This is a genomic window from Kitasatospora sp. NBC_01302 (assembly GCF_035976515.1).
Lineage (GTDB): Bacteria > Actinomycetota > Actinomycetes > Streptomycetales > Streptomycetaceae > Kitasatospora.
Map to the genome: position 1 here is coordinate 774,725 of NZ_CP108404.1, position 17,633 is coordinate 792,357.

Annotated in this window: 12 protein-coding genes; 2 read left to right on the top strand and 10 right to left on the bottom strand. The window is 74.0% G+C overall.

Features of this window, described 5'->3' with window-relative positions:
* Positions 1–7 precede the first annotated feature (7 nt).
* Complete coding sequence (locus tag OG294_RS03670) at positions 8–1,243, bottom strand: agmatine deiminase family protein (protein ID WP_327064914.1); 1,236 nt, start codon at positions 1,241–1,243, stop codon at positions 8–10.
* A gap of 93 nt (positions 1,244–1,336) precedes the next feature.
* Positions 1,337–2,518, bottom strand: coding sequence for an FAD-dependent oxidoreductase (locus OG294_RS03675; protein ID WP_327064915.1), 1,182 nt, complete (start codon positions 2,516–2,518; stop codon positions 1,337–1,339).
* Between the two features lie 234 nt (positions 2,519–2,752).
* Between OG294_RS03675 and OG294_RS03680 the strand changes: the two genes are divergently transcribed.
* On the top strand, positions 2,753–3,283 hold the full coding sequence (locus OG294_RS03680; protein WP_327064916.1) for a general stress protein: 531 nt from the start codon (positions 2,753–2,755) through the stop codon (positions 3,281–3,283).
* Positions 3,284–3,286: 3 nt separating this feature from the next.
* On the opposite strand, the gene OG294_RS03685 is transcribed toward OG294_RS03680, so the two are convergent.
* Complete coding sequence (locus OG294_RS03685) at positions 3,287–4,465, bottom strand: PP2C family protein-serine/threonine phosphatase (RefSeq protein ID WP_327064917.1); 1,179 nt, start codon at positions 4,463–4,465, stop codon at positions 3,287–3,289.
* 97 nt (positions 4,466–4,562) lie between these two features.
* Positions 4,563–5,492 (bottom strand): Rieske (2Fe-2S) protein, encoded by a 930-nt coding sequence (locus tag OG294_RS03690; RefSeq protein ID WP_327064918.1) that lies wholly within the window; start codon positions 5,490–5,492, stop codon positions 4,563–4,565.
* A 237-nt stretch (positions 5,493–5,729) separates the two neighbouring features.
* On the opposite strand from OG294_RS03690, the gene OG294_RS03695 reads away from it, so the two are divergent.
* Positions 5,730–5,963: a hypothetical protein gene (locus OG294_RS03695; protein ID WP_327064919.1), complete on the top strand. Its 234-nt coding sequence runs from the start codon at positions 5,730–5,732 to the stop codon at positions 5,961–5,963.
* A 59-nt stretch (positions 5,964–6,022) separates the two neighbouring features.
* Here the strand turns inward: OG294_RS03695 and OG294_RS03700 are convergent, their stop codons facing one another.
* From OG294_RS03700 to OG294_RS03725, 6 genes are all read right to left on the bottom strand, one after another.
* Complete coding sequence (locus OG294_RS03700; RefSeq protein ID WP_327064920.1) at positions 6,023–6,406, bottom strand: hypothetical protein; 384 nt, start codon at positions 6,404–6,406, stop codon at positions 6,023–6,025.
* A 724-nt stretch (positions 6,407–7,130) separates the two neighbouring features.
* Positions 7,131–7,583, bottom strand: a complete 453-nt coding sequence (locus OG294_RS03705) for an ATP-binding protein (RefSeq protein ID WP_327064921.1) — start codon at positions 7,581–7,583, stop codon at positions 7,131–7,133.
* A 96-nt stretch (positions 7,584–7,679) separates the two neighbouring features.
* Positions 7,680–8,084, bottom strand: a complete 405-nt coding sequence (locus OG294_RS03710; RefSeq protein ID WP_327064922.1) for an STAS domain-containing protein — start codon at positions 8,082–8,084, stop codon at positions 7,680–7,682.
* 114 nt (positions 8,085–8,198) lie between these two features.
* Positions 8,199–10,694: a SpoIIE family protein phosphatase gene (locus tag OG294_RS03715; protein ID WP_327064923.1), complete on the bottom strand. Its 2,496-nt coding sequence runs from the start codon at positions 10,692–10,694 to the stop codon at positions 8,199–8,201.
* Positions 10,695–10,745: 51 nt separating this feature from the next.
* Positions 10,746–15,032: a hybrid sensor histidine kinase/response regulator gene (locus OG294_RS03720; protein WP_327064925.1), complete on the bottom strand. Its 4,287-nt coding sequence runs from the start codon at positions 15,030–15,032 to the stop codon at positions 10,746–10,748.
* A 152-nt stretch (positions 15,033–15,184) separates the two neighbouring features.
* Positions 15,185–17,530, bottom strand: coding sequence for an FtsX-like permease family protein (locus OG294_RS03725; protein WP_327064926.1), 2,346 nt, complete (start codon positions 17,528–17,530; stop codon positions 15,185–15,187).
* Positions 17,531–17,633: the final 103 nt, after the last annotated feature.

Sequence of the window (17,633 nt, forward strand, 5' to 3'; positions counted from 1 at the left end):
CCGATCGTCACGACGGCGACGGCGACGCGCCCGGGGAGCCGGGGGCGGCCGGCTGCTGCTGCGTCGAGCAGTGGATCCCGCCGCCCCCGGCGGCGACCGCGTTGATCGACACCTGCACGACCTTGCGCCCGGGGTGGAGGTCGGCCAGGATCCCCGCCGCCTGGTCGTCCGCGCTCTGGTCGCCGAACTTCGGTGCGATCACACCGCCGTTGACCACGTAGTAGTTGATGTAGGTCGCGAGGAAGTCCTTGCCCTCGCCCTCGATCTTGTCCGGGTCCGGCTCGGTCAGCTCGACGACCCGCAGCTTGCGCCCCTTCGCGTCGGTCGCCGAGTCGAGCACCTGGAGCGCCTGGTCGGACGCCTGGGACCAGACGTCCGGCGGGCTGCCCGCCGCCGGCCGGTGCAGGACGACCACGCCCGGCTCGGCGAACCTGGCCAGGGCGTCGACGTGGCAGTCGGTGATGTCCTGGCCGGCCACCCCCTGGAACCAGAGGACCTTGGTGACGCCCAGCAGCTCCTTCAGCGCCGCCTCGATCTGGTCGCGGGTCTTTCCCGGGTTCCGGTCGGCGTTGACCCAGGAGCTCTCGGTGGCCATCAGCGTGCCCTGGCCGTCGACCTCGATGGCCCCGCCCTCACCGGTGACCGGCGCCTGGATGCGCCGGATCCCGTACGTGGCGAGGAGGTTCTTCGCGACCTGGCTGTCGTTGTCGTGGGTCTGCTTCCCGCCCCAGCCGTTGAAGTTGAAGTCCACACCGGCGAGCCCCTGCGGCCCCGTCACGAAGGTCGGGCCGGTGTCCCGGGCCCACAGGTCGTCCACCGTCAGCTCGATCACCTCGACCGAGGAGCCGCACATCTGCCGCGCCTGATCGGCCTGGTCGGATCGTGCCATCATCACCACGGGCTCGAACCCGGCGACCGCCATCGCCACGTTCGCGATGTCCTGGCGCACCGCCGGGAGCTGACTGCCCCACACCTCCTCCAGCGCCGGCCAGGCCATGAACGTGCGCAGGTGCGGGAGCCACTCGGCCGGCATCGACTCCACGGCGGCGGCCGCGCTCGGCGTCGCCGTGGCACCTGCTGTGGACGTGCCGCCCGCCGCGGCGGTGCCGCCCGGTGTGGCGCCGGGCGAGCCCGCATCGTCACCCGAACCCGACGTGCACCCCTCGACCAGCGTCAGGGCCGCGAGGGCCGCGCCGGAACGCAGCAACGACCGTCGGGAGGGATGGCGGATCTCCACGGGCACCTCGGCTCTCCTGGCTGCGCGGCAGCCGGCTTCCGTCACGTTCGGCGACCTCCTCACGATACTGACGCAAAAGTCAGGATCCGCCGCGCCGCGTCAGGCCACCGGGGTGAACTGCGGCAGCTGCTCCAGGCTCTCGCGGACCGCCGTGAAGCCGTAGTCGAGCATCTGCAGCTCGTAGGCCTCGACGGCGGCGCGCAGCTCGGCCTCACCGCGGTGCACCGCGGCGAGCGAACGGCAGAGCAGGGCGGCGTCCCGGAACGCCGTGTTGGCCCCCTGGCCGCCGCTGGGCGGCATGACGTGGATCGCGTCGCCCAGCAGGGTGACCCGACGGGTACCCCAGTGCGGCACCGCCCGTGCGTAACGGACCGTCAGCGGGGAGCTGTTGAGGACGTCGGAGTGGCGGACGAGGTCGACGAGATCCGGGTGCCAGCCGTCGACCAGCGCGAGCAGCCCGTCCCGGGCGCTCGCCCAGTCACCCGGCAGCGGCGCCCCGGCCCCGCCGGACCCGGCGGAATCGGCGCACTCGCCGGACCCGGCGGCGAGCGGAGCGGGCAGCATGACCGCCCAGCGCAGGTAGCTGTCGATGTCCGGCAGGTCGACCTCCGGTGCCAGCTCGGCCGCCGCGAGCCTCGGCGAGCGCGGGAACTCCATCCGGCCCAGCAGCATGCTCGCCCCGGGTCCCTGCACGATCGTGCCGAAGCCCGGCACCAGGGCGGCGAACCGCTCGGTCAGCGGGGTGCGGCCGAGCAGCGCGTTGCCCGGGACGGTGACCACCTCGGCGTCCGGCAGCAGTTGGCGGCGCACCGGCGAGCCCACGCCGTCCGCGCCGACGAGCAGGTCGCCCACCGCGCTGCCGCCGTCGGCGAAACGGGCCTCGACCGTTCCGTCCGCCCGCTCGGTGTACCCGACCACCGCCCGGCCGAACTCGACCCGGTCGCCCAGCCCGGCCAGCAACAGCAGCCGCAGCACCTGCCGGTCGGCCGCCGCTCCCCCGTCGGCCCGCGGGAGTTCGCGCACCAGCCCGAGGTGCTGGTCGACCACCCGGCGCTCGCCGGAGATCGACCCCAGGACCGCCTCCAGCAGACCGTACATCCGGTCGGGCAGGCACTCCCGCAGCGCAGCCAGCCCCACCGGGCCCAGGCCGACCCGGAACCCCTGGTAGCGGCTGTCCGCTGCCGCCTCCCGTTCGTAGACCCGTACGTCGACGCCGGCCCGGAGCAGCCCCTGCGCCAGACAGAGCCCACCGATCCCCGCACCCGCCACCATCACCCGCATGTCACTGCTCCCCGCCCTCGACGATCCTGATCCGCCATCAGCCTGCCGCCCCGGCGGGCCCCGGCGACAGGGCGGGCCGTCACCGATGCGCGATGACAGCTGTCACATCCCGGCGGATGCGGCGGGCCCGTGGCGTCGTGGGAGTGGCTCCCGGGCGGGCGGGTAGGCGGGGTGCGGCAGTGCACCGGCGCGGCGACGCGACGGTGCCAAGGCACAGATGGAGGGAGCCTTTCCATGGCCGAAGTCAACGCGACCGTCGGGGTGTACAAGTCCATGCACTACGCCGAGGAGGCGGTGCGCATCCTGCTCGCCCAGGGGGTACCGGCCTCGGAGCTGTCGGTGATCGGCCAGGACCTGCGGAGTCAGACCCAGATCCACGGCTTCGTCACCACCGGCGATGTCGCGAAATCGGGTGCGACCGCCGGTGCTTGGACCGGCGGGCTGTTCGGGGTGCTCTCCGGCACCGCCCTGCTGCTGGTGCCGGGCGTAGGACCGCTGCTCGTCCTCGGCCCGCTGGCCGCCGGCGCTGTGGCGGCGGCCGAGGGCGCGGTCACCGGCGGCGGACTGGGGGCGCTGCTGGGCCACTTCATCGCCAAGCGCCACATCCCCAAGTTCCGCGGGCATCTCGAAGCCGGCAGCTACCTGGTCGTCCGGCACGGACCGGACGCGGCCCGGGGGGCCTCGGTGTTCCAGGACACTCCGGCCACCGAGGTCGAGCACCACCAGGACCTGCTGGCCCACGGCGCACCGACCGGCCGCGCCTGAGGTTCAGGGCTGGTCCGGCGCCGGGTGCCACTCCGCGAGGAGGATGGTGGCGTCGTCGGTGAGGCGTCCGTTGCGGTGGCCGAGGATCGCGTGGATCAGGCGGCGCAGCGCCTCGGAGGCGTGCTGACCGGCCGCGGTGGCGCGGATGACGGTGTCCACGAGGCGGGCCTCGCCGAAGAGTTCGCCGTCCTCCGAGCGGGACTCGGTGACCCCGTCGGTGTAGACGAGGATCCGGTCGCCGGGTTCGAGCTGGACCTGGTGCAGCGCCGGGTCCGGCGCCGGGTAGCCGGGTCCCAGGCCCAGCGGCAGGTTGGCGCGGCGGGTGAGGGCACCGGCGACGACGTTCTGGTGCCTGATCAGCAACGGCGCGGGGTGGCCGCAGTTGACCCAGCTGAAGTGCCCCGTCCGGAAGTCGAGTTCGGCGAAGACCGCGGTGAGCAGCCGGTCGGGCACCCAGCGGGCGAGCGCCTGGTCCACCTCGGCGGCGATCTCGCTCGTCCCCAGGCCGCGGCGGCGGGCGGCCCGGCAGCCCGCCACGGCGAGCGCGGCGCAGAGCCCGGAGGCGGTGTCGTGGCCCATCGCGTCCACCACGGTCAGGTGCAGGGTCTCGCCGAGCGCGTGGTCGAAGGCGTCGCCGCCGATCTCGTAGGCGGGCTCCAGGACCGCGCTGGAGGTCACCGCCCGGGTGCCGATGGTGCGGGGCGGCATGAACGCCCAGGCGAGTTCGGCCTGCCGGCGCATCGGCCTGCTCCGGACCAGCTGCTGCAGGGTGTCGCTGTAGCTGCCCTTGGAGACGATGAGCAGGGCCACCAGGCCGGCGAGCGTCCGGCACTGCCCGAGGTCCTGGCCGACCGGGCCGGTGGCTTCGAGGTGCAGCACGCCGATGCGTTCGATGCCGTCGCTCAGCGGCAGCCACAGGCTGGTGCCGGGCTCGTTGCCGATCTGGGCGTTCTGGGAGCGGTAGGCCAGTCCGGCCAGGGTGCGCTCCACGCTCAGCGCGGGGCCGTGGCCCGCGAGCGGGACGAGGTGCTCCTGCTGGACGTCGGCGAGGTAGATGTCGGCACCGGTCAGGCCCATGGCACGGGCCGCTTCGGCGACCAGGCCGACCAGCTCCTCGGCCGCCACCCGGTGCGATCGCTCCAGGAGGTCCGCGATGAGCGCGCAGAAGCCGCTGTCGTCCACGGCTCCACCCTCCGTCGCCGCCCCGCCGACCGCCAACCGTGCGGCGCGGCGCCCACTGCCCGGTGCCTGAAGCCCGGTGCCCGGTGCCCGCGGCCGGTCAGCCGGCGCCGGGCAGCCGCACGTGCAGGGTGCCGTCGCCGTCGGTGCGGGTGTCGAACCGGGGCTGCGGGGCGGTGGCCGGACCGTCCACGTTCCAGCCGTCCGCCACCCGGAACACGCTGCCGTGCCAGGGGCACCGGATGCGGCCGTCGACCAGCTCGCCCTCCGGCAGCGGGCCGGAGAAGTGGCTGCACCGGGCGGCCAGGACGTGCACCGCGTGCTCCGATTCGCGCACCACCAGCACCGGCACCTCGCCGACGACGCGCCGGCACGCCTCGCCGACCGGGAAGGCGTCGACCGGGCCGAGCGCGTGCCAGCCCGGTTCGACCAGGTGCGCCACCGGTTCGGTCTTGTTCGCCCCCGCGCTCTGCCGGTAGGCCAGGTGTCCGCCCAGGAACCCGCCGGCACTGGCCACCGTCAGGCCGGTGAAGCCGAGGACCCGGCCCCAGCCGTGACGGCCCCGGCCGCGGGCGGCCCACGACCCGCCGTACAGGCCGATCGCCGCACCCATGCCGACCGCGTGCACCAGCCCGGTGCGCATCTGCTGCTCGTGCTGCTCGGCCCAGTCCACCCAGCCGGCCCACGCCGCCGGCACGGCGGCGACCGTCCCGAGGGCCACCATGAGGTGGGCGTGGCGGCGGGCACCGGGCACCAGGTCCAGGACGGCGGCCGAGGACCAGGCGCCGATCGGGATCTGCACCAGCATCGGGTGCATCGGATGGCCGAGCGGACGTCCGTGCAGGACGGCACGCAGCCGGCCCAGCGGCAGGGCCCGCACGAAGCGCTGGAGCGGTCCGGTGAGGACGTCGAGCTGGTGGGCGTCGGCCAGCGCGTCGAGCGCCTTCAGGAGCCGCTCGGCGGCGGCTCCCGGCTCGTCGGCGGCGGCGGTGACGGTGTCCGTCACGCGGTCGAAGAGGCTCCTCGTCATGGGCACCAGCCTGGGTGGCCGCGGCCCGCGGTGCGCGCCGGTGTGGGCCGGCCGGAGCAGCCGGGCCCCGCGGACCTGTCGGCCGCCCGCACGCGGAGGCCCTGGCGCGGGCGGAGGAGCACGCCGTGGGAAGGACCGTGGCGGGCACCGAGCCCGTTCGGCACCGGAAGCCGGGCGGATGCCGCGGCCCGCACGGGGTAGCCGGAGCCCGACCAGACGGCCCGTCGAGGAGACCTCATGATCGTCTGCGCACTGCTCGTCCCCCCGGCCCTCCTGCTCGGAGTGCTCCTGCTCGGCCGCTTCGAGGAACGGGTGCTGGGCTCGCCCCCTCCGGTGCGGCCCCGGCTGCGCCTGCTCAGCGGTTCGGCGAAGGCCGGCACCGCGGAGCCGGCCGGCCCGGGCGCGCTGCCCCGGGGACTGCCCCGGGGACTGCCGCAGCAGCAGGACCGGCCGGTCGAACCGGCGGCCTGAGACCCGGCCGCCCCGGCAACGGCCTCCTGGCGCCGGCGGGTTCCGGCGCCCCGCGGGGCTCAACCCTCGGCGGCAAGACGGTTGAGCCACTCCCCCAGCAGCTGCCGCTCGGCGCGGCTGAGGCTGGTCTGCTCGGGCAGTGCGGCGCGCAGGGCGCGGGCGGCGCCGGCCGGGCCCGAGTCCCGCACGGCCGGCTGCTGGTTGGTGACCGCGGCGACCATGCACTCGCGGAGCGTGGTCAGCAGGGCCGGGTAGCGCCGGTCCTGGGGCAGCGAGAGCCAGGTGAGCACCGCGCCGCGCGCCGTGGCGTGGATGATCTGGGCCGCGAGCTCCTCGTCGACCCGGAGCCAGCCGCCGGCGGCCAGGCGCCGGATGCGGCCCAGCAGGACCTCCATGCCGGCCTTGAAGGCGGCCGAGGCGGTCCTGCTGGGTTCGGTGTACATCAGCGTGTACAGCGCGGGGTTGGCCAGGCCGAATTCGACCGCGACGTCCCAGCCGCCCCTCAGGTCCTCGATGGGGTCCCGGGGCTCGGGGTCGATGTGCTTGCCGGCGAGGAACGTGGCGAAGCCGTCAGATGGGAGCGAGCGCGACCTCGCGCTTCCAGGCCTGCCGCGACCATGCCGCCACCGAGGAGGCCCTGCGCACCTGCGGGGTGCCGTTCACCTCGCTGCGCAACGGCTTCTACGCCACCAGCGCGGCGCACTTCCTCGGCGACGCGGCGCGCTCGGGCCGGTTCGCGCTCCCCGCGGACGGGCCGGTCGCCTGGACCGCGCACGCCGACCTCGCCGAGGCGGCCGCCGCCGTCCTGGCCGACGAGGGCCGCTTCGAGGGCCCCACCCCGCCGCTCACGGGGGCGCAGGCGCTCACCTTCGACGAGCTCGCCGCCGTCGCCGGCAAGCTCACCGGCCGCACCGTCACCCGGACCACCCTCCCCGACGACCGCTTCCGGGAGCAGTTGGTGGGCCAGGGCGTCCCGCGGGGACGGCGGACCAGTTGCTCGGCATCTTCGCCGCCGCCCGTGCCGGCGAGTTCGCCACCGTCGACCCGACACTGCCACCCTGCTCGGCCGTGCCCCCACCGCCGTCGGCACGGTGCTGCGCGAGCAGCTGTCCAGGGCGTGATCCGCCGCGGGCGCCGGGTGACGCCACCCGCCCGCCCCGGCGTCCGTCACACCGTCTGCGAGGCGATCTCGGCCCAGACCGTCTTGCCCGCGCCGTGGCGCTCGACGCCCCAGCGGTCGGCGGTCTGCTGGACGATGAACAGGCCGTGGCCGCCGGGCAGCCCAGGGCGGTGCGGGTACTGGAGGGCGGGCAGCGCCCTCGAGCCGTCGCTGACCTCGATCCGCAGGCGGGTCTCACTGGCCTCCAGCGCGATCTCCAGCGGGCCGCCGGCGTGCCGGGCGGCGTTGGCGACGAGTTCGGTGACCAGCAGGACGATGTCCTGGCCCAGGTAGGGCGCGGGCCACGACCACTCGGCGAGGGCCGTGCCGGTGAACGCCCGGGCCCGGGCGGCCGGGCCCGGCAGGCCCGCCAGTCGCAGGCTGCGGCGCTGGCCGCCGAGCGGCAGCACGGGGCCCGGGTGGACCAGGTCACGCGGCAGGACATCCCGGCTCGTCGTCATGTGCGGGCATCCCTCTCGGTCTCGGCGCTCGGTTCGCCTGGACGGCTGCCCGGCCGGCGCCGGATCATGCGTGCCGTCCGCCGGACGGGCGCCCGGTCAGCACGGCGCGGTGGCCGCGAGGGCGGCCCGGACGGTGGGGTGGAGCGAGAAGACGGTGTCGGCGCCGGTCAGTTCCAGCAGGCGCGTCACCGTCGGGGAGGGCGCCGCGAGCCGGAAGTCGGTGCCCGCCGCCACCGCGGCCATCCGGACCTTCAGCAGCAGGTTCAGACCGGAGGAGTCGCAGAAGCCCACCCCCGCGAGGTCGACCACCAGGACGCGCGGGCACTGCGCGACCAACCGGTCGAGTGCCCGTACCGCGGGGGCCAGCGACTCGATGTCGAGTTCGCCCGCCAGGGCACAGACGGCCGCCGTGGGGTCCGGGTGCCGGATCTCCACGGTCACGCCGGTCTCCTGACCCGTGCCGCCGAGCAGCGTGGTGATGGGATCGTTCGGGCCTGGCATGGTGGTCGCCCCCTCCACGGAACTTCCTGACGGTCCTGCGCACCGTGCGACATGACCGGCCCGCGGCCGGTCCGCTCTCCGCTACCCGCTGCGGGGCATCTCATGCCTGCCCGTTCAGGCCGCCTCGCGCAGCGGCGCCGCCTCGCGCACCGTCACCCCCACCAGGCAGGTGTCGTCGTCGGTGTCCGAGCCGCTGTAGCGCAGCAGGTGGTCCAGGTGCGCCTCGAGATCCCCGGGCCCCTCGCCGCCGGGGGCGCCGGCCTTCTCGGTCACGGCGAGCAGGCTGGTCAGCGAGGCCTGGACGGACTCGTCGCGGCGTTCGATCAGGCCGTCGGTGAACATCACCAGGGTGTCGCCCACCTGCAGGCGCAGCTCGTTCTCCGCGTAGTCCGCGTGGTCGAGGACCCCGAGCAGGATCCCGCCCGGCTGGGGCAGCGTCCGGGCGTGCCCGTCGCGCAGCAGCACCGGGGGCAGGTGGCCCGCCCGCGCCCAGCGCAGCCGGCGGGTGAGCGGGTCGTAGAGGCCGCAGACCGCGGTCGCGGTGACGTTGTCGGTCAGGTGGTGGGTGACGCTGTTGAGCCAGGTGAGCAGCTGGGCGGGACCGGCGCCGGTGGCGGCCAGCCCGCGCAGGGCGTTGCGCAGCGCGACCATGCCGGTGGCGGCCTCGATGCCGTGGCCGGCCACGTCGCCCACGCAGAGCAGGATCTCGCCGGTCGGCAGCGCCAGGGCGTCGTACCAGTCGCCGCCGACCAGGTGGCCCTTCTCCGCGGGGCGGTAGCGCACGGCCACCAGCAGGTCGTGCAGGGTCAACGGGCCGCGGGCCGGCGGCATGATGGCGTGCTGGAGCTGGAGGGCGAGCCGGCTGCGTTCGGCGGACTGCTGCTCGCTCTGGGCGAGTTGGTCGCGGGTGGCGGCCAGGGCGACCTCGGTCCAGTGCTGGGCGGAGATGTCCTGGTAGGCGCCGCGCACGGTGGTCAGGCCGGTTCCGGGGGCGTGCACGGGCTCGGCGACCACCCGGATGTGCCGGGCGACCCCGTCGGGGCGGTGCAGCCGGAAGGCGGTGGAGGCGGGCCGCCGGTGGTGCAGCAGGGTGCGCAGGAAGCGGTCGATGGCGGGCCGGTCGTCGGGGTGCGCGTGGTCGGCGAGCTGCTCCACGGCGATCGGCGCGGCGCTCGGGGGCAGGCCGTGCAGGTCGAAGACGGCCTCGTTCCAGACGATCTGACGGGTGCGCAGGTTCTCCTCGAAGCCGCCGATCCGGCCGAGCCGCTGGGCGTGCTGGAGCAGCCGGGCCACCCGCGGCGTGCCCTCGTCCAGCCGCCAGACGACCAGCACCTGGCTGCCGTGGCGCCCGATGCTGACCTGGGCCTGGGCGTGCAGCGCGACGCCGTCGACGGTGGCGGCCAGCCGCATGCTCCTGGTGCGGAACGGCTCGCCGGTGGCGAAGACGTGCTCGATCTTCTCGGCCAGTCCGCCGGGTTCGGCCGCGAGCGGGTAGGCCTCCAGCAGGCGCGCGCCGGCGACCGCGCCGGCGGGCCGCCCTGCGAAGTCGACGAAGGCCGGATTGACGTGCCGGATGAGGAATTCGAGGCCCTCCCCGCCGCCCGGCGCCAGTTGGAGGATCAGGCAGGGGTCGAGGACGCCGTCGGTCAGCCGCCGCAGGTCCGCCAGGTGCGGGTCCGGCTCGTCGGCCGATGCCTCGTCGGCGGGCCAGGTCTCCAAGGTGGCGGCGCAGAGCCCCGCGAGCGCCTCGAACTGGCGCTGCAGCGACTGGGAGCGCGCCGGCAGCGGGCCCGACCAGCAGATCTCCAGCACGCCGATCAGGCGCCCGCCGATCCCCGCGGGCACCGCCAGGCGCCCGCCGGTCAGCTCGTGCTGCCCGATCGAGGGCGGCACCGCCTCGGCGGGCGTGGCGTACTGGACCGCGGCCCGCTCGTCGAGCGCGCGCCGGGCCAGGGTGGCGACGCCCGGCGGCACGTGCCGCCAGCGGTGCGCCTCCGCCTCGCCGAAGCCCGCGCTGCCCGCCAGGGTGAGCGACTGGTCCGGGTTGGCGGCCCACACGGCGACGGCCACCGCCCCGAGCGGGCGCAGCGCGTGCTCCAGCATCGAACGGGCCGCGGCCTCGGTGTCCGCCCCGGCCAGGGTGCGGGCCTCGGCGCTGCGCAGCCGCAGTGCCGCCGGATCGGCCCGCTCCGCGGTGGTGGTGACGAAGTCGCGGGCGATCGCCGAGATCCGGTCCGCGGAAGCCTGGTTGACCAGGTCGGCCGCGAACTCCAGCAGCGGGACGCCCGCCTGGGCGGCCAGCGAGGTCAGCTGCGCCACCGCCTCGGTGGGCCCGCAGCGCAGCCGCTCGATCAGCACGCCGGCCGCGACCTCGACGAGCGAGCGGCCGGCGGCACCGGCGTGGGCCCGGTCCAGTTCCCGGCGCAGGTGCTCCACCGTGACGGCCAGTCGGCTCACCGCGCCGGCGTCCGGCCCGTGGTCGGGGCCGGAGCCGGCGACCCGCGCCTGGCAGGCGGCGCCGTGCCGCTGCGTCCCGACCCTCGGGATGCCGGAGACGCCGGACACGCGGGCCGCGCCGCTGTCCGCGGCCGGGTCGGGGGGCTGGTGCACGGCGTTCTCCCTTGGGGGGGGGTCCACGGTCGGCTGGTCCAGGAGCGGGGCCTAGGACGCGAGCTGGTCCTTGATCCGGGCGATCAGCTCGGCGGCGTCGACCGGCTTGGTGATGTAGTCGCTGGCGCCGGAGGCCAGGCTCTTCTCCCGGTCGCCGAGCATGGCCTTGGCGGTGACCGCGATGATCGGCAGGTGCGCGTGGTCGGGCATGGCCCGGATCGCGGCGGTCGCGGTGTAGCCGTCCATCTCGGGCATCATCACGTCCATCAGGATCACGTCGATCTCGCGGTGGGCGGCCAGCGCCTCCAGCGCGGCGCGGCCGTTCTCGGCCTGCAGGACCCGCATCCCGCACAGCTCCAGGATCCCGGTGATCGCGTAGAGGTTGCGCTCGTCGTCGTCCACCACGAGGGCGGTGCGGTCGGCCAGGCCCGGCTCGGTGTCCGCCTGCCAGGCCGGCCCGGAACGGCGCACCAGCGGCAGGAGGTCGCCGGGGCGATCGGCGCTCATGTGCAGCGCGACGCGTTCGCGCAGCTCGTCGAGGCTGGCGAGGACCTCCAGCGGGCGGGGGCCGCCGGGGCCGCCGGCGAGCAGCTCGTCGTCCGCGGCGATCCCGCGGCTGCGGTGCGCGAGGACCGGCACCGCGTGCAGGGCCGGGTCGCGGTCCATCTCTCCGAGCAGCGTGAGGGCGGCGCCGTCGGGCAGGTCGAGGTCCAGGACCACGCAGTGGCACGGGTTGGTGGCCAGGGTCGCGGCTGCTTCCTGGGCACCGACGGTGGTGATGATCTCCACGCCCGGCTCCGCGGAGCGCGACAGGTCCGCGAGGGCGTTCTCGGCCACCAGGGTCAGCAGGCCGTTGGCCCGGGCCTCGACGACCAGCAGGCGGCGCGGCTGCGCGGGCGCGGCGAGGGCGGTGGCCTGCGCCGGCCGGCCTGCCCGGTCGGGCGCGTCGCCGGCGGCGGCCGGGAGCGGTGCGGGTGCGCCCGCGCCGCTCTCGTCGGGCGCGGGCACAACCGCCGGGCGGACGGTGGGCAGGAAGAGCGTGAAGGTGCTGCCCTTGCCCAGGGTGCTCTCCGCCACGATCGCGCCGCCGAGCAGGTAGGCGATCTCCCGGCTGATCGACAGGCCGAGGCCGGTGCCGCCGTACTTGCGGCTGGTGGTGCCGTCCGCCTGCTGGAAGGCGCCGAACACCGTCTCCAGGTGCTGCGGCGCGATGCCGATGCCGGTGTCCACCACCCGGAAGGCCAGCACCTGGCCGCCGCGCCGCACGCTCTCGGGCACCCGCGCCCCGTCGGCGAGCTCGATGTGCAGCTCGACCCGGCCCTTCTCGGTGAACTTGACCGCGTTGGAGAGCAGGTTGCGCAGCACCTGGCGCAGCCGGTACTCGTCGGTCAGCAGCTCGGTGGGCACGCCCTGGGCGGTGTGCACCTCGAAGGCCAGGCTCTTCTGACCGGTCATCGGGCGGAAGGTGGCCTCGGCGTAGTCGAGCAGCTGGCGCAGCGAGACGGCCTCCAGGTTGAGGTCCATCTTGCCCGCCTCGACCTTGGACAGGTCGAGGATGTCGTTGATCAGCTGGAGCAGGTCGGAGCCGGCGGAGTGGATGATGCCGGCGTACTCCACCTGCTTGGCCGTCAGGTTCCGGGTGGGGTTCTGCGCGAGCAACTGGGCCAGGATGAGCAGGCTGTTGAGCGGGGTGCGCAGCTCGTGGCTCATGTTGGCCAGGAACTCCGACTTGTAGGTGGAGGCGACCGACAGCTGGTGGGCGCGGTCCTCCAGCTCCTGGCGGGCCTGCTCGATCTCCAGGTTCTTGGTCTCGATGTCCCGGTTCTGCGCCGCCAGCAGCTCCGCCTTGTCCTCCAACTCGGCGTTGGAGGCCTGCAACTCCTCCTGGCGGGCCTGCAACTCCTGCGAGCGGGCCTGGAGTTCGGCGGTCAGTCGCTGGGACTCGCCGAGCAGCTCGTCGGTGCGGGCGTTGGCGATGATCGTGTTGACGTTCACCCCGATCGTCTCCATGAGCTGGTCGAGGAAGTCCCGATGCACGGGAGTGAAGGGCCGCACCGAGGCCAGCTCGATGACGCCCAGCACCTGGTCCTCGGCCATGATCGGCAGCACGACCAGCGACAGTGCCTCGGTGCGGCCGAGGCCGGAGGAGGCGGCGAGGTAGCCGGGCGGCAGGGTGTCCACGGCGATGGTCCGCCGGCTGCGGGCGGCCTGCCCGACGAAGGACTCGCCGAAGCGGAAGCTGCTCGGCCGCGATCCGTCGGGGTAGGCGTAGGAGCCGACGAGCTGCAGGACGGCTCCTGCGCCGCTCTCCCCCGCGAGGTAGAAGGCGCCGCACTGGGCGGCGACCAGCGGGGTCAGCTCGTCCATCACCGCCTCGGCGACGGCCGCGAGGTCCCGGCGGCCCTGCATCAGCGCCGAGAGCCGGGCCAGGTTGGTCTTCAGCCAGTCCTGGTCCTCGTTGGCGCGGGTGGTCTCGCGCAGCGACTCCACCATGAAGTTGATGTTGTCCTTGAGGTCGGCGACCTCGCCGGAGGCGTCCACGGTGATCGAGCGGGTCAGGTCCCCGGCCGCCACCGCGCTGGTCACCTCGGCGATCGCGCGCACCTGCCGGGTGAGGTTGCCGGCCAGCTCGTTGACGTTCTCGGTCAGCCGCTTCCAGGTGCCGGAGACGCCCTCGACCTCGGCCTGACCGCCCAGGCGGCCCTCGCTGCCGACCTCGCGGGCCACCCGGGTGACCTCGGCGGCGAACGAACTGAGCTGGTCCACCATGGTGTTGATGGTGGTCTTCAGCTCCAGGATCTCGCCGCGCGCATCCACGTCGATCTTGCGGGTCAGGTCGCCGCGGGCCACCGAGGTGGTGACCTGGGCGATGTTGCGCACCTGGCTGGTCAGGTTGTGCGCCATGAAGTTGACGTTGTCGGTGAGGTCCTTCCAGGTCCCAGCGACGTTGGGCACCCGGGCCTGGCCGCCCAGGATGCCCTCGGTGCCCACCTCGCGGGCCACCCTCGTCACCTCGTCCGCGAACGCCGACAGGGTGTCCACCATGGTGTTGATCACCCCGGCCAGCGCGGCGACTTCACCCTTGGCCTCCACGGTGATCTTCTGGGAGAGGTCGCCGCGGGCCACGGCGGTGGCCACCTGGGCGATGGACCGCACCTGGCCGGTGAGGTTGGAGGCCATCACGTTGACGTTGTCGGTCAGGTCCTTCCACGTGCCGGAGACCCCGCGGACGGTGGCCTGGCCGCCCAGGTTCCCGGCGGTGCCGACCTCGCGGGCCACCCTCGTCACCTCGTCGGCGAAGGCGGAGAGTTGGTCGACCATCGTGTTGATGGTCTCCTTCAGCTCCAGGATCTCGCCGCGCGCGTCCACCCGGATCTTCTGCGTCAGGTCGCCCTGGGCCACCGCGGTGGTGACCTCGGCGATCGAACGGACCTGCGCGGTCAGGTTGTCCGCCATGACGTTGACCGACTCGGTCAGGTCGCGCCAGGTCCCCGAGACGTCGCGGACGTCGGCCTGGCCGCCCAGGCGCCCCTCGGTGCCCACCTCGCGGGCCACCCTCGTCACCTCGCCGGCGAACGAACTGAGCTGGTCCACCATGGTGTTGATGGTGTCCTTGAGCTCCAGGATCTCGCCGCGGGCCGCGACCGTGATCTTCTGCGACAGGTCGCCCTCGGCCACCGCGGTCGCCACCTGGGCGATCGCCCGCACCTGGCTGGTCAGGTTGCCCGCCATGAAGTTCACCGAGTCGGTGAGGTCGCGCCAGGTGCCCGAGACGCCCTTGACGTCCGCCTGCCCGCCGAGGATGCCCTCGGTGCCCACTTCGCGGGCCATCCGGGTCACCTCGCCGGCGAACGAACTGAGCTGGTCCACCATCGTGTTGACGGTGTTCTTCAGCTCCAGGATCTCGCCGCGGGCATCGACGGTGATCTTCTGCGACAGGTCGCCCTTGGCGACCGCGGTGGCCACCTGGGCGATGTCGCGCACCTGGGTGGTGAGGTTGCCGGCCATCGCGTTGACCGAGTCGGTGAGGTCCTCCCACGTCCCCGAGACGCCGGGCACCCGGGCCTGGCCGCCCAGGCGCCCCTCGGTGCCGACTTCGCGCGCCACCCGGGTCACCTCGGAGGTGAACACCGAGAGTTGGTCGACCATCCCGTTGAAGACGCCGGCGATCTCGCCGAGCAGCCCGTCCGCGCCCGCGGGCAGCCTGGTGCCGAAGTCGCCGTCCCGCACCGCGGTCAACCCCGCGAGCAGCAGCCGCAGTTCCGCCTCGCCGATGTTGCCCGCCGCCGGTTGGGCGCCGTCCTCACGTGGACCAGTGGACGGGGTTGGGCCGGCCATCGAACATCGCCTCCAGAGACCGCGAACGTACCGCCAGGGAGGCTATCGCAGTCCTTGCCCGAAGCGGGCGCCGATGGGCCCGAGCCGGGACCAGTGCTGGGCGGGCCGGGAGGCCCTGGGCAGCAGCGGCACGCGCAGCAGTCTGCTCGGTCCTACTCGGTCCGCAGCGCGGTGGCGGTCCGGGACCGTGCCGCCCAGCCGGCCGGCAGCAGTGCCCCGAGCAGGGCGATCACGACCCCGGCGGCCAGCAGCGGAAGGAGCAGCCCGGCGGTGTAGACGTGGGTCACGCTCGGTGGCAGGTGCCGGCCGATCGCGTTCCCCATCGGGGTCAGTGTCGCCTTCTCCACCGCGACCCCGAGCGGGACCCCGATGAGTCCGGCGATCAGGCCGGTGAGTGTCACCGAGGTCAGGACCATCGCGATGGTCTGCTTGGGTGTCATCCCGAGGGCCTTGAAGATCCCCAGATCGTGGACCCGCTCGCGGGTGTCCTGCACCACCGTGCTCAGCACCCCGAGCGCGGCGACCGCGGTCAGCAGCAGCGTGAGGGTGGCCACCAGGGCGCCCATGGTGATCACTACGAGGTTCACGCTGGACGAGTTCGGCTGGACCGAGGCGTTCAGCGGGGTCAGCGCGGCGGCGGCCGAGGTGGACCAGTCCGTTCCGTTGACGTCCGGGGCCAGCTCGACGTTGAACTGGTCGATGTGCGCGGTCAGTCCTGCGGCGGTGAAGGTGGCCGCATCCGTCATGGCCGTGTAGTCGCCCGCGTTGGTGTCGAAGTTGATGCCGACGACCTTCAGTGACAGTTGCCTGTTCTGCTGCACCACGGTGAGGTTGTCACCGACGCGGATCCCCACCGCCGCGGCCAGCTTGTCGCCGACCACGGCCTCGCCGGGCGCCGAGTACCAGCGGCCGGACAGCAGCTCCATGTTCGTCCAGGAGAAGTCGCCGCTGACCGAGTACACGACCGGCGGTTCGCCGCCGATCGGCGCGCCGACCATGGTCGCGCCGCTGTCGCCCCAGCCGAACGCGGCCTTCGTGCCCGGGACCTTGGCGAGCGCGGCGGCCACCCTGGCGGCATCCAGGTAGGGGTGGCGCGGGTCGTCGGGGCCGTAGAGATCCCAGGGCGCGCCCACGTCGGCTGTCGGGATCACGAGCTTCGACGCGACGTTGAAGCCCGAACTCATGGTCGTGGCCTGGTACTTGCTGAACGCGGTCCCCAACCCCACCGCGAAGGTGACGCTGACCGTGCCGAGCAGCACCGCCGCGCCGACCAGTACGGCCCGGGCCGGCCGGGCGAAGGGCTGGGCCAGCCCCAGCGACATGGCCCGGGGCAGCGGCAGCCGCGAGGCCAGACGCTGCGCAGTCCGACCGCGCTCGGCCTTCGGGGCGCGGCCGACCACCAGAGCCTGCACCGCCGGCATCCGGCCGGCCCGCAACGCCGGGATCGAAGCCGTGACGCCGACGACGAGCAAGGTGCCCAGCGACACCACGGCGCTGACCCACAACGGAATCGCGGCGCTGGCCGCGCCGAGCTGCTTGCCGGCCTGGCCCAGGACCGGCACGGCCAGGAGATTGCCGAAGATCGTGCCGAGGACCACGCCGAGTGTCGCCGGGATCATGGCTTGCGCGGTGTAGGCGCGGGCCACCTGCGAAGGGGTGAAGCCCAACGACTTCAGAATCCCGATGCGCCGGATTCCCGAGGCCACCGCGCCGCTGACCACGATCGCGATGATCAGGACTGACAGGACCAGGCCGAGGATCCCGAAGGCGATCAGGAACGGCACGAAGGCCTTGGCGTTGCCGGTCGCCTGCTGTTCCGCGGTCAGGTACGACTGTCCGTCCTCGACCGCGCCGGCCGGCACGGCGGCGGCCACCGCCTGTTTGTCGGTGGCGATGTCGGCATCGGTCCCGGCCTTGGCGAACCGGTAGAGCATCTGCTCGTCGGTTTTGGCCCCGGCCGCGGCCAGCCGCGCGAAACCGTCGGCGGTGGCGAAGCCGGTCGCGCTGTTGGTCACCGAGTCGGCGAAGCCGACAACCTTGAACGACGGCTTGCCCGCTAGGGAGGAGAACACCACCGAAGAGCCGAAGCAGGCGTCGGCATAGTTGTTCGCCGGGAGGGCGATCTCGCCCGGGCCGGTCGGCCAGCGCCCCTGGGTCAGCACCAGTTGGTCCATCCCGGAGGTGCTACCGAGGTCGGGCCGGGTGGTGACGGTGATCGGATGGTTGTCGTGACCGGCCCAATCGGTCCTGGGGCAGTCGGTGCCGACGGTCGTGTCCAACGCGGCGGCGATCGGGTACGGCCCGGCCGCCTCGGTGACACCGGCGGCGTGCGCGGTGGCGGTGGTCTGCGCGACCGTGACCTTCGAGCTGTCGAACTGGACCGCCAGGTGCGCTCCGTTCCGGGTGGTGAACGCGTGCTCGAACGGGGCCTGAACGGCGGTCAGCAGGCCGAGGGAGAGTACTGATGACATCACCGCGGTGAACGTCGTCAGAGCCATGACGAGGGACTGGACCCGACGCCGGCCCACGCCGGAGCGTACGACCTTGCCAAGGGCGCTCACCGGCTCACCGCCGGCAGCATGCGGGCCATGGCGTGGAATC

Excerpts from the sequence above, each read along its gene's own strand:
- OG294_RS03675 (WP_327064915.1), bottom strand. The coding sequence starts at position 2,518 with ATGCGGGTGATGGTGGCGGGTGCGGGGATCGGTGGGCTCTGTCTGGCG.
- OG294_RS03680 (WP_327064916.1), top strand. The coding sequence starts at position 2,753 with ATGGCCGAAGTCAACGCGACCGTCGGGGTGTACAAGTCCATGCACTAC.
- OG294_RS03690 (WP_327064918.1), bottom strand. The coding sequence starts at position 5,492 with ATGACGAGGAGCCTCTTCGACCGCGTGACGGACACCGTCACCGCCGCC.
- OG294_RS03695 (WP_327064919.1), top strand. The coding sequence starts at position 5,730 with ATGATCGTCTGCGCACTGCTCGTCCCCCCGGCCCTCCTGCTCGGAGTG.
- OG294_RS03700 (WP_327064920.1), bottom strand. The coding sequence starts at position 6,406 with ATGTACACCGAACCCAGCAGGACCGCCTCGGCCGCCTTCAAGGCCGGC.
- OG294_RS03705 (WP_327064921.1), bottom strand. The coding sequence starts at position 7,583 with ATGACGACGAGCCGGGATGTCCTGCCGCGTGACCTGGTCCACCCGGGC.
- OG294_RS03710 (WP_327064922.1), bottom strand. The coding sequence starts at position 8,084 with ATGCCAGGCCCGAACGATCCCATCACCACGCTGCTCGGCGGCACGGGT.
- OG294_RS03720 (WP_327064925.1), bottom strand. The coding sequence starts at position 15,032 with ATGGCCGGCCCAACCCCGTCCACTGGTCCACGTGAGGACGGCGCCCAA.
- OG294_RS03725 (WP_327064926.1), bottom strand. The coding sequence starts at position 17,530 with ATGGCTCTGACGACGTTCACCGCGGTGATGTCATCAGTACTCTCCCTC.